This window comes from Robertmurraya korlensis NBRC 107688 (assembly GCF_001591645.1).
Classification (GTDB): Bacteria; Bacillota; Bacilli; order Bacillales; family Cytobacillaceae; genus Robertmurraya_A.
Genome location: NZ_BCVH01000001.1, coordinates 341152 through 354093 on the forward strand (window position 1 = coordinate 341152; position 12942 = coordinate 354093).

General features: G+C 35.9%; 11 protein-coding genes and 1 pseudogene. 11 read left to right on the forward strand and 1 reads right to left on the reverse strand.

Annotated features, from left to right (window positions below; translation table 11 throughout):
* The 9 genes and pseudogenes from kamA to BKO01S_RS01750 all read left to right on the forward strand — a co-directional run bounded on the left by kamA (position 1) and on the right by BKO01S_RS01750 (position 9327).
* Positions 1–1428, forward strand: coding sequence for a lysine 2,3-aminomutase (kamA, locus tag BKO01S_RS01715; RefSeq protein ID WP_066047837.1), 1428 nt, complete (start codon positions 1–3; stop codon positions 1426–1428).
* 11 nt (positions 1429–1439) lie between these two features.
* Positions 1440–1721 (forward strand): YokU family protein, encoded by a 282-nt coding sequence (locus BKO01S_RS01720; RefSeq protein ID WP_439951026.1) that lies wholly within the window; start codon positions 1440–1442, stop codon positions 1719–1721.
* Between the two features lie 494 nt (positions 1722–2215).
* Positions 2216–3034 (forward strand): MerR family transcriptional regulator, encoded by an 819-nt coding sequence (locus BKO01S_RS01725; RefSeq protein WP_066047838.1) that lies wholly within the window; start codon positions 2216–2218, stop codon positions 3032–3034.
* Between the two features lie 79 nt (positions 3035–3113).
* On the forward strand, positions 3114–4310 hold the full coding sequence (locus tag BKO01S_RS01730; protein WP_066047839.1) for an MFS transporter: 1197 nt from the start codon (positions 3114–3116) through the stop codon (positions 4308–4310).
* A gap of 179 nt (positions 4311–4489) precedes the next feature.
* A pseudogene (locus BKO01S_RS24205) lies at positions 4490–4657 on the forward strand (YokU family protein); the annotation flags it as partial.
* A gap of 582 nt (positions 4658–5239) precedes the next feature.
* Positions 5240–6286, forward strand: coding sequence for a TRAP transporter substrate-binding protein (locus BKO01S_RS01735; protein WP_066047840.1), 1047 nt, complete (start codon positions 5240–5242; stop codon positions 6284–6286).
* A 98-nt stretch (positions 6287–6384) separates the two neighbouring features.
* A complete protein-coding gene (locus tag BKO01S_RS01740) occupies positions 6385–6876 on the forward strand; it encodes a TRAP transporter small permease (RefSeq protein WP_066047841.1) in 492 nt (163 codons plus the stop codon).
* 50 nt (positions 6877–6926) lie between these two features.
* Positions 6927–8204 (forward strand): TRAP transporter large permease, encoded by a 1278-nt coding sequence (locus tag BKO01S_RS01745; RefSeq protein WP_066047842.1) that lies wholly within the window; start codon positions 6927–6929, stop codon positions 8202–8204.
* Positions 8205–8319: 115 nt separating this feature from the next.
* Positions 8320–9327, forward strand: coding sequence for a LacI family DNA-binding transcriptional regulator (locus BKO01S_RS01750; RefSeq protein ID WP_066047844.1), 1008 nt, complete (start codon positions 8320–8322; stop codon positions 9325–9327).
* 41 nt (positions 9328–9368) lie between these two features.
* Here the strand turns inward: BKO01S_RS01750 and BKO01S_RS01755 are convergent, their stop codons facing one another.
* Positions 9369–10283 carry a hypothetical protein gene (locus tag BKO01S_RS01755; protein WP_232311139.1) on the reverse strand — a complete coding sequence of 305 codons (915 nt, stop codon included), beginning with the start codon at positions 10281–10283 and terminating at the stop codon, positions 9369–9371.
* A 741-nt stretch (positions 10284–11024) separates the two neighbouring features.
* Here BKO01S_RS01755 and BKO01S_RS01760 point away from each other — a divergent pair.
* On the forward strand, positions 11025–11987 hold the full coding sequence (locus tag BKO01S_RS01760; protein WP_066047848.1) for a hydroxymethylglutaryl-CoA lyase: 963 nt from the start codon (positions 11025–11027) through the stop codon (positions 11985–11987).
* Between the two features lie 40 nt (positions 11988–12027).
* A complete protein-coding gene (locus BKO01S_RS01765) occupies positions 12028–12879 on the forward strand; it encodes a sugar phosphate isomerase/epimerase family protein (protein ID WP_066047849.1) in 852 nt (283 codons plus the stop codon).
* The last annotated feature ends 63 nt before the right edge of the window (positions 12880–12942 follow it).

Below are 12942 nucleotides of genomic sequence, written 5' to 3' on the forward strand. Positions count from 1 at the left end.
ATGAAACATTCATTATATAAACCCGATCGACATTGGTCTACCATAGAGCTTTGGAAGGATGTTACGGAAGAGCAGTGGAATGATTGGATCTGGCAGCTCACAAATACGATTCGAACACTTGATGATTTACGAAAAGTAATTAACTTGACCCCTGAAGAGGAAGAGGGAGTTAAGATCTCTACAAAGACCATTCCACTGAATATTACGCCATACTATGCATCGTTAATGAATCCAGATGATCCAAGATGTCCGATACGAATGCAATCGGTTCCTATTTCAGAAGAGATTGTTAAAACAAGATACGATCTAGAGGATCCCCTCCACGAAGATGAAGATTCTCCAACTCCAGGACTAACACACCGTTATCCGGATCGAGTGTTATTCCTCGTCACAAACCAATGTTCCATGTATTGCCGCTACTGTACGAGACGCCGCTTTTCTGGTCAAATTGGGATGGGTGTTCCGAAAAAGCAATTAGACGGTGCAATTAGTTATATAAGAAATACCCCTCAGGTAAGAGATGTTCTCATTTCTGGAGGAGATGGACTCCTGATCAATGATAATGTCCTAGAATATATATTAAAGAACCTTAGAGAAATCGATCATGTAGAAATCATAAGAATAGGCACAAGAGCGCCGGTTGTCTTTCCACAACGAATCACAGAAAACCTTTGTAATATCCTAAAGAAGTACCACCCAGTTTGGCTGAATACTCATTTTAATACATCAATTGAAATTACGGAGGAATCGAAAAAGGCGTGTGAAATGCTTGCAAACGCAGGAGTACCAATCGGAAACCAATCGGTTATCTTAGCAGGTATTAACGATTCTGTCCCAATCATGAAAAAGCTCATGCATGACTTAGTGAAAATAAGAGTTCGCCCTTATTATATTTATCAATGTGATCTTTCAGAAGGGATCGGTCATTTCCGAGCACCTGTATCAAAAGGCTTAGAAATTATTGAAGGATTACGAGGCCATACGTCTGGATATGCAGTCCCGACCTTTGTAGTAGATGCACCTGGTGGAGGAGGGAAAATCTCCCTTCAACCAAATTACCTCATTTCACAAAGTGCTGAGAAAGTGGTACTACGCAACTTTGAAGGGGTAATAACCTCTTATCCGGAGCCTCAGAACTATGTACCTGGTAGAGCGGAGGATTATTTCAAGAGTGTTTATTCGGAATATGAAAAATACAAATCCGAAGTCGGAATTTCGGCACTTATGAACGACAGCAAATTCAACCTTGTCCCGGAAAATCTACAACGGTTAGACAGAAGAGAAAAATATCAGGAAGACCAGAATCACTCTTCGTTAAAAGATAAACGTCAAAAGCGTGATGAATTGAAAGAGAAGAAATTTAAGGCACAACAACAAAAATCAACTGGACTGTCTGAGCAAGAAACAGACAAAACGGTTAATGAGTAGGTGATTGGGGTTTGGATATGAAGTGCCAGTGGTGCGAAGGGAAGGCAAGTACAGGTGAAAGCTCTGTATATTGGGAGCTACCAGATGGATCAAGGGCAATTGAAATTACTAAAACACCGGCCATTATCTGTATGGAATGTGAAATGGTGTATCAGGAAGAAAAGGTGATTAAGGAAATAGAGGATCAGTTGTTTTTGGTTGATACAAGACAAATCGGAAGTACTACAAGTTTTAAGGAAATGATGGAATTACCAAGGTTACTGAAGAGAAATTACTTTGATTTTTCTTCTTAGCTATTAAGTTTGAATGGCACCTCAGTAGAGGTGCCATTCGTTTTTATATTATCTAGTTTAGTCATAATAAGTAAAAATTTAGTGAGTGGTTACTTTAATATATTTAGGGATTAGTATAAACTATTTTTATTTCTTCATAAATAGACCGTACAGAACTTCTATTAACACTAATAGGCTTTGTAAACACCATGGTCGCTGTAAATAAGCCTATCTTCTAATGATGTAACGACCTCAAGTACTACAGAATCTTATCAAAACTGTACAGATTTAAGAAACGTTTATTCAAATGGGGTTACTTCAATAGTAGGCTCTTTTTAGACCTGTTGTACTCTATCAATTACTAAAGTATAGTTTTCTTTAATTTTTAAATAATATCGTTAATAAAGGTGGTCTCAATAGATATGGCTAAGTTGATGTCTCCATTTTGGTTTAATTTAATTTTAGAGACAATATGGGTATGATATTGTTATTGAGCTGTAAGGGAAGGTGATTTAATGAAAAATCTTTTTACAATAGGGGAAATGGCCAGACTCCATAATACTTCTATGAAGACACTGAGATATTATGATGAAATTGGTTTACTGGAGCCGATACGGGTTGACCAAAATAATGGATATAGATACTATTCAACCGAACAATTTGAAAAACTAAATACGATTCAGTATTTAAAGAAGTTAGGTCTTCCTTTAAAGGAAATCAAGGGTCACCTAGACCAAAGGGATATCGATGGTTTTTTAGATTTATTAGAGAAACAAAAAAAACTAACAGAGCAAAAAATAAAGGAACTAGAACGAGTTAGCCGTCGATTTCACAACCGTATTAAGGATATTAATTTAGCTCGTGAAATAACGGAATTGGAAGTTGTAAAAATAATAGAAGTGAAAGAGAGGAAAGTAGTTAGATTAACTCAGAAAATCGGTTCAGAACCTGAGATGGAGGTGTCGCTGAGGCAATTAGAAAACTTGGCAAATATGAACTCGTCCATTTTTATTGGAGGTGTGGGCCTTACAATAAATATAAATAATATTAAGAATAAAAAGTTTGATGAATATAACTCTATTTTTATTCTGAATGAGGAAGAAGAGATACAAAGTCCACTACATACAATATTTCAGAAAGGAAAATATGCCAGTATTTTTTATAGAGGGGATCATAGCGACTCATCTCGTTACTATAAGATTTTACTGGATTACATAAACGAAAGAGGTCACCAGGTTTTAGGAGATTCCATTGAACGGACGATAATTGATCATTACATCTCCAAAAACAAAGAAGATTTTCTAACAGAAATTCAAATTCCAATTAATTATTGACCTTCCCCTTACAGGAAGGTTTATTATTTGTATTGCAATTTAAAGTGGAGATTTCCATCTAGAGAAAGGAGAAAAAATAATGACTCTCATAAATAATAAGATTTGGTCAATGTCATTCATTTTCGTAGTGATTTCAAATGCCTTGGTTTTTATGATCTTTGAAATGCTGTTACCTACCCTTCCCTTATTTGTTACGGCTTTAGGAGGAGGAGCAAGTCAAGTTGGCTTAGTAACAGGGATCTTTATGTTATCAGCTATATTAATTCGTCCATTTGCGGGTTTACTTTTAACTAAATTTGATAAAAAATTACTTTTAGTTATGGGAATTATGATCATCGCCCTGTCTACGGGTGCTTATTATCTATCTACGAATATATCAACGTTACTAATTATTCGTTTAGTCCATGGGGCTGGATTTGGTTTAGCGACAACTTACTTTGCCACTCTTGCAGCCGAAATTATCCCTAAGGCTCGTCGAGGAGAGGGGCTAGGATACTTTGGTGTTGGAGAAACGATAGCGATCTCTATAGGTCCAATGATTGGAATCATGACGCTAGAATTATACGACTTCCAACGATTATTCTTAGGAGGAATGGCCGTTCTTTTTTTAGCTGTTATTATGGCAATTTGTGTAAAGACAGCAAATCAAGGAAAGGTGTTACAAAAACAAGAGAATGTAAGACTTAAAATAGTTGAAAAGCGGGTTCTATTTCCTTCACTGCTTATTTTCCTTATTGGAATTGCAGCAGGAGGAATTATGTCTTTCTTTTCTTTATATGCATTGGAGAAGGAATTCACTCAAGTAGGATTGTTCTTCCTATTGATTGCAGCAGCAAGTTTTGCCATTCGACTACTTTCAGGTAAATTATTTGATTTATACGGACCCTCTATAATATTAATACCCGGATCGGTTTTGTCGATTATAGGGTTGATTATGCTATATGTAGCAGTTAACGATAGCATGTTTTTTATTGCAGCTATATTATATGGTTTTGGGTTTGGTGCTATCTTTCCAGCCATTCAAACCTGGTGTATGAACTTAGTAGAGGAACATGAACATGAGGATGCAATGGCTTCATTCTTCAACTTTTTTGATTTAGGTATTGGGGGAGGTTCCTTAGTACTTGGGCTAGTCGCTACTGTTGCATCTTACCAAGCTGTTTATCTTGTTGCGACTATTGTGTTTATTCTATTTTTAGTTATATATGTTGTTTACCATGCTAACAAGGGGCAATCTAATAAATATAGTGATGAGATAAGTAAGCTAGAAAGTTAATCTATGTGTGTGATTATCAAATATAAATATAGAGAATTTTTTCAGTAAAAAGATTCCTTTTATTATATAAAAGGAATAGGTTAGCAACCTTTACTGCTGACCTATTCTTGTTTGTCTTATTTTAAAAGTGATTCATTTAGAAGTAATATACGAATTCTAACGAGTAGGTGGATTTGGATTTGGATAATAAGTGCGAGTGGTGCGAAGGGAAGGCAAGTACAGGTGAAGGCTCTGTATATTGCGAGCTACCGGATGGTTCTAGGGCAATTTAAATTACTAAAACACCGGGCATTATCTGTATGGGATGTGAAATGGTGTATCAGGAAGAAAAAGTGATTAAGGAAATCATATTTCATGCTATGGATCATCTTTGAGAAGATAGGGATAGGGTAATTTGTAATATCACAAGTTTCATTTGTAAATATTGGGTTTGTATTAAAATGAATTATAATCTTTAATCGATAATGTTTAGAATCAATAAATTAGATCGATATAATTAATCGCGGAAAAATTTAACTGTGCCATTGGCAATTTCCCTAAAAAAATTTCAATAAGAAGGGCCCAACAATCCTTCTAGAATAGCATGTGAACGAAAAAATAGATCTAATAATTTTCTAACAATTAAGAATCTTTTTAAAAAATAGTTGTTATACTTAATTTCACTGTTATATACTATAAATACATAGAAATTATGGAAAAAAATTAGATCGATTCAATTTTATCTGATTTTTTTATCAATAAAGGGAGGTGGGCATCTAACTTTCATTATTGTATGGTTTTACAAAATGAAAGCGTATACTTATTATTGCGTTTTTAACAGAGCCAAGAAGATTAGGTTGAATTTTTGCATACTTATGTAAGCGTTATCTACTAAAAAGGCCAAATAATTGTCTCTTAGCCTAAAACTATCAATAAGGAGTGAATGAGAAATGAAAAGAGCTTTATCATTATTGTTCGTCTTATGTTTAATGATTCTAGGTGCGTGTTCACAACAATCCGCAAATAATGAGAGTAATAAGGAACCAGAAAAAGCCAATGGAGCTACCAATGAGAAGTTAATGAAATTAGCCGTTGTAACATCAGAAGATCGATCGCTTACAAAAGGGTTAGTAAAGTTTGGAGAATTAGTAGAAGATAAAACAAATGGATCCATAAAAGTAGAGGTATATCCAAACGGTCAACTAGGTGGGGATCGCGAAGTATTTGAATCGTTACAGTTTGGTTCTATTCAAGGAACAACAATGTCAACAGGTCCAATCGCTCAGTTTGTTCCTAAGTTTAACGTTTTTGACTTGCCGTTCTTATTTCCAAACTCTGAAGTTGCCTATGAAGTATTAGACGGAAAAATTGGAACTGATTTATTAGCAGAGTTAGAGAGTCAGAATGTAGTAGGTTTAAACTATTGGGAGAATGGTTTTAGACATTTAACAAATGGTGTAAAGGAAGTAAAAACACCAGATGATGTAAAAGGATTAAAGATTAGAACTCTTGAAAATGATCTGCATATGGATATTTGGTCTGAATTAGGTGCAAACCCAACTCCTATGGCGTTCACAGAATTATTCGCAGGATTACAACAAGGGGTAGTCGATGGTCAAGAAAATCCAGTCGGGAATGTTACAGCTAATAAATTTTATGAAGTACAAAAATACTTATCGAAGACTGGCCATGTATATAATGCGAGTCCATTCTTAATTAGCAAAGATTTTTGGAATACACTAAGCGATGAGGAAAAAAAGGCAGTACAAGAAGCGGCTGATGAAGCTAGAGATTATCAAAGAGAGTTAAACCAAAAAGAGGATGAAGATGGATATAAATTCCTAACTGAAAATGGTATGACGGTTACTGATATTACTGACGAAGAAAAGGACGCGTTCCTAGAAAAGGTTAAACCAGTTTATGAAAAGTATTCTGCTAGTATTGGAGAGGAATTTGTAGACGAATTATTAGCAGAAATTAATAACTTGAGAAAATAAGCTACACCGAGCTTAAGGGGTCAATCCCCCTTAAGCTTTCATCATATCTTCGTGATACATAAATAAAGTATTCTCCCTTAGAAAGAGGTGAATGGTATATGAAATTATTACACTGGATTGACGAGCATTTTGAAGAGTTATTTATAGCTGCTTTTTCTTTTGTAATGGTAGTTGTTATTTCTATTCAGGTATTTATGAGATATGTTCTGCAGGATTCATTACCTTGGTCAGAGGAATTAGCTAGGTACTGCTTTATTTGGTTAGTGTACTTAGGTATTAGCTATGGAGTGAAAAAGCAAAAACATATGAGTGTGGATGTACTTTATTTAGCCCTAAAAGGGAAATCACAAGCAGCCTTGAGGATAGTAGGAAATTTATTGTTTTTGGCTTTTGCTCTTTTTGGAATAATCTATGGATACCAAATTACAATGAAGCTCCTAACATGGGGGCAGTTGTCACCTGCACTTAGCTTGCCAATTGGTTTTGTTTATCTAGCTGGGCCAATTGGTTTGGGATTAACAGGTATCCGTTTGATTCAACAAATTATTCAGCAGGTAAAAATTATTATCGGGAAAGAAGCTCCACAATAATAACTGCTTTCATAATTATTTTTAAAATGTAATGAAACGGAGGGGAAAAAGTGACAGCAATTGTATTATTTGGAAGTCTTGCTCTTTTTTTATTACTTACCGTGCCGATTGGTATTTCAATAGGATTATCAACATTAGTGACTATTTTTTATACTGGTTCTATGCCGTTAGAATATTTAGCACAGGGATTAATCACTTCAATTGATTCATTCCCGCTATTAGCTGTTCCCTTTTTTATTCTAGCTGGGGAGATTATGGGGAAAGGCGGACTATCTGATCGACTATTTAAAGTTGCTAATACGATTGTTGGAGACAAAACAGGCGGTATTGCTATTGCAGCAATTATTACTTGCATGTTTTTTGCAGCCATTTCTGGCTCAGGCCCAGCAACTGTTGCCGCTGTTGGAGGAATCATGATACCGGCAATGATTAAACAAGGCTATGATAAGAAATTTGCAACAGCAGTTGTCTGTGCGGCTGGTTCTATAGGCGTCATCATTCCTCCAAGTATTCCAATGGTTATGTATGGAGTAGTTGGAAGTCAATCAATAGGGAAATTGTTTATTTCGGGAATCCTACCAGGAATATTAGTAGGTGTAGCCTTAATGATTTGGACGTATATTTATTCTCGAAAACAAGGGTACAAAGGTATTGGAAAAAGCACGTTTAAAGAGTTCTTGAAAGCCACTTGGGATGCAAAATGGGCACTTTTAGTCCCTCTCATTATATTAGGTGGAATTTATGGAGGGATTTTTACCCCTACTGAAGCAGCTGGAGTTGCCGTTGTATACGGGTTTATCGCTGGAGTGTTCTTTTACCGTGAGCTTAAAATTAGAGATTTACCTCGAATGCTGATTGATAGTGGTATAACGACAGCAACGATTATGCTAATCGTTGGAACGGCAACTGCATTCGGTCGAATACTTACGGTGGAACAAATTCCGAGTCAAATTACCGAGGGATTACTCTCTATTTCTAGTAACCCGATTATTATTCTTTTGTTAATCAATATTTTACTTTTAATAGTAGGATGTTTTATGGATACGGTTGCAGCTATTATTATTTTAACTCCACTCTTATTGCCCGTAGCAATGAATATTGGCGTAGACCCTATCCACTTTGGTTTAATTATGGTTGTCAATTTAGCAATAGGTTTTATTACACCTCCACTGGGGGTAAACTTATTTGTAGGATCTAGTGTTTCGGGAATTTCAATAGAATCACTAGCGAAAGCAGTTATGCCATACTTTATTGCTATGGTTATTACACTTCTGATTTTAACTTATATACCACAAGTGTCTTTATTTTTAGTAGAGTTTATGGAATAACAAAGTTGACAGTGATACTTATATACTACATAGTTATAGTATATTAATTGTTTAACTGTAGTATTTAAGTTACTGAATAGAAATTAAATTATTTTTGGTGAGCTGGTGATTAAAGATGACGCATAAAAAAAGAGTAACTCTGCAAGATGTAGCAAATCATGCTGGCGTTTCCCGGGCGACTGCATCATTAATTGTTCGTGGCAGTTCTAAAATTGCAGAAAAGACAAAACAGAAGGTATTGAATTCAATGCATGAGCTGGGCTACGTGTATGACAGAGTTGCTGCCAATATGCGGTCACAGTCTTCTTCTACAGTTGGGTTAATTATTACTGACATTGCGAATCCATTTTACGCGGAACTACTTAGAGGTGTTCATCATTCATTAGAGGAAGCAGGATACACTGTATTCCTTGGCACTACTTTTGACTCGGATATGAAACAGGAACAGCTTATATCGAGAATGCTCGAACATCGGGTTGGTGGAATTATTTTATGTCCTGTTTCAGAAAGCTCAAAAAATAGTATTGAACGGGTGAAGTCGATCGATATCCCACTTGTTTTAGCGGTGAGGGAAATTGAAAACGTTTCCTGTGATTATGTAGGAATTGACTACGAAGTGGGAGCTCAAATGGCTGTAAACCACCTAATTCAAAGAGGCCATAGAAGAGTTGCTTTTCTTGGCGGAACTTCCCATTCAACTGCTTGGAAGGAAAGGCGGAATGGGTATTGTAGTGCGTTAAAACAAGCGGGCTTAGACATCGATGAGACATTAGTTATAGAAAGTCCTGTTACTAGAGAAGGCGGAATGGGAGCAATTCGTAAAGTGTTGTTCCAAGCAAATCCACCAACGGCGGTCTTTTGTTTTAATGACTTAGTTGCACATGGTGTTATGCTTGGATTAAACGATGCGGGATTAAAGCCTGGGCAAGATCTCGCTGTTGTTGGTTTCGATAATAATAATGAGGCACCATTATATAACCCACCATTAACTACCGTTTCTTCTTATGCTAGACTTATAGGCTCACAGGCGGCAATTCTACTTCACCAAAGAATTGTGAATCAGGATCGTGAAAACCAGCGAATTATCTTGCAACCGGAATTGGTAGTTAGAAAATCTTCATAATTGATTCTTGTAACAGAAAGGGAGCCTAGAGGCTCCCTATTTTAAATGATAAAGCTTAGTTGATAGGCAATAAGTATACAAATAACCATAAAAGATATGGCGAACAAAATATTCCATATTCCCATTCGATAAGAATTTAGTTTTAACTGATCAGCTAAAAGTGATACGGATAAGTTAAAAGGACTATACATGACGGATGCTAGGCTGCAAGTGATCAGTACAACGGCCAATGAAACTGATGAAATGCTGGGTAAAAGTGGATGTAGTAGGGTTGCTAAAAGTGTAAGAGACACCAAAGGATGAAAACCAATAAGAGATAAGACAAGAAAATATCCACCAATTACTAAATAAAGCAATAACCTATGATCTGAAGTTTCTACAAATAGAGTTTGCAAATTATAAATGAATGTCGATTTCGAAATCATTCCTACTAAGAACCCTGCGCTTAAAAACATAAAATAATAATTGGAAAGCCCTCTTGTTCTTTCTACCCATAGTGGAACGGCAACTTTCCTATACCTATTCCCTATGCCAATGAAGGATGCCCATAGAAAGGAAATTGGAATGATCACTAATACCATGGAAAAAAGAAAGCCTAAATCAAGGAACCGTTGAACTACCGTAACAACTAATACAAGGAGTAGGAGTAATAGAATTAATTCAATAATTTTTCTATATGTCTTTACTAGATGTATCTGATCTATATATTCGATTTCAATTACCGATCGTGAATGTTTAAAATGAGAAAGAAACCAATCAATCAAAATAAACAATAGAACAATTGAAATGATTATTGGAAAAAATTCGAAATAATCGGTATTAGTAATGTCTAGAGATGTCACAACCATCACTTCAAGTGGATTCCATATAAGACAGAGTGCATATGCACGTAACAGGTTTTGTGTATAAAATTTTTCTTGGCTTTTTTCTGGAATTTGCTGAAGAGTTTTTTTCAAGGAGTTTCTCAGAAGTGGAATGGTAGCAATATTTAAAAATAGTCCTAAAAGATGGCAAACAAGAAAACTTCTCCTATATAGTTTACTTACGTTCTTAATTCCTTTCTGAAGTAATAAATTTAGATTTTTATCGTATTTTCCCACTCGAATAAGAGTATTTATAAAGGGGAGAACCAAAAAAAGGGAGAGCATGCCTAGCATTGAGTCAAAATGCAAAAATAGATGATACCAGGGAAGAGCATTTTTTAAAATGTTGCTGAAATATAAACAACCACCTATAGATAGAAAGACAAATCCAGAATAGAGATACATTCCTGATGCATGAAAAAAAGAGACGATTAATCCAATGATAGCTACCATACCAGTAATAAAAGGGAACACAGGGCTGGATGTGAAGTTGGATGCAATATACAAAATGATTAGTATTGAATATACATAGAATCTCATAGGATTAAACTACTCCTTTACTGTTAGAACGATCTAACTACTTACTTACTTACTTACTAAATAATACTAAACGTCATCATCAACGTCCATTACTTTTTAAATTATTAGGAAAATTCAGTAAATGTGTTTGCAAACAAGCGGAAATCATGTATTATTATGGTAACGCTTTCTTTATTGCTGTTACCATAGTTAAAAGGTGGGGATCTAACCTAACATATTTTTATTAGATCGATATAATAACTATCTTCTGACAGTTTAGGTACAGTAAGAACTATTAAGTAAAGGAGTGAACGTATGAACAATCTAACAGTATTTGATCTACCTTCAAGGGCTTATATTTGCGAAGTTGCTCCTCGCGATGGATTCCAAGCTATAAATGATCAATGGATTCCTACAGAAGAAAAAGTATCAATCATCCGATCGTTAGCAGAAACAGGAGTTACTTCAATCGAGATTACCTCGTTTGTTCATCCAAAGGCTATACCTCAATTAAAAGATGCTACAGAGGTTGTCAAGTCGTGTAACGACTTGAAAAATATTAAATTCAGAGCATTAGTTCCAAACGTAAAAGGAGCAGAAAGGGCCATTGAGGCAGGCATAACAAAGATAAAGCTCATGTTATCTGCCACTGACTCGCATAGTATCTCTAATGCCAATTGCGGAACGGAAGAAGCACAGAATGGTTTTTATCCGATCATTGAATTAGCACAGAAGAAGGGGATAGAGGTAGGAGGGTCTATATCGGTAGCTTTTGGATGCCCGTTTGAGGGGAACGTTCCTCAAGAAAGAATAAATCAGATTGTGTATAGATACGAATCTATGGGTATTAACGAAATTTCATTGGCAGATTCGACTGGTACTGCAAATCCAAAGCAAGTATATGAAATGCTTGGCCATTTACGGAATACTTTTCCCGATATTTTATTTACTTTACACCTCCATAATACAAGAGGTCTTGCTATTGCAAATGCAGTAAGTGCGTTGCAGCAGGGAATTATTCATTTTGATAGTTCAATAGCTGGACTTGGAGGTTGCCCATATTTACCCGGAGCAACAGGAAATGTCGCAACCGAAGATCTAGCTTATGCATTTCATGAAATGGGGATTGAGACGGGAATGGATCTTAAAAAGGTTATCCACACTGCACAGGCTGTAAAACAGAAGCTAGGATGCCGTAGTGAAAGTTATATGTTGAAAGCCGGTCCATCGTCTCTTTTACACACAAAAGTAACAAGTCAACAAAAAATAGAAAAATAACTGGGTAACGAGATTAGCTTGCATGTTGGGGAGGGAAATGATGACAAGACCATTTTCAATTGCGCACCTTACTGCACTTAATTGTACTCCAGCTGAAATCATTCATATTGCTTCTAGAGTGGGTTATGATTTTGTGAGTCTTCGGCCTATTTATATGGGTTTACCAGGAGAGCCTAATTATGATCTTGCAAATAATAAACAGATGATGAGAGATACAAAGGCAGCACTTGCAGACACAGGTTTGAGGTTACTGGATATTGAGTTAGCTAGAATTTTTGATGGAATGGATCCATTAAACTATTTGCCAGCTTTTGAAGTTGCTGCAGAATTAGGTGGACGCCATGTTCTAAGCAGTATTTGGACAGATAACCGGAATTATGCGATTGAGAAATTTGGAGAAGTATGCGATCTTGCTAAACAATTTGATCTTTCAGTTGAACTTGAATTTGTACCCATAGCAAGCGTCAGGACTCTTGCAGATACGCTAGATATTCTTCATTCTGCAAATCGATCTAACGCAGGAATTATGATTGATACGCACCATTTTCACCGTTCAGGAGATCAACTGGAGGAGCTCCAAAAAATTCCTAGTTCGTACTTTCATTATTTCCACCTATGCGATGCTCCTTATCAAGCACCAACGTCGGTTGATGAAATGAAACGGATCCTAAGGGAGGAACGTCTCTATGTTGGCGAAGGGGGAATTGATATTTCAGGTATCGTAAACAGTATACCAGTGAACACACCTTGCTCGATTGAAATGCCAAATATTAAACGAGTAAAAGAGCTAGGCTATGAAGAGTACGCACGACGCTGTTTAGAAACTGCCAAAGATTTTCTTTCTATTCATGCAACCGAAGAGAAATCGTTACGTAAAAAAATTGGTCTTTAGTTTTCTGATTAATTTATATTTTCAGTTATATAGTAAATATTTAATTGCTATTCTTTGGAACAA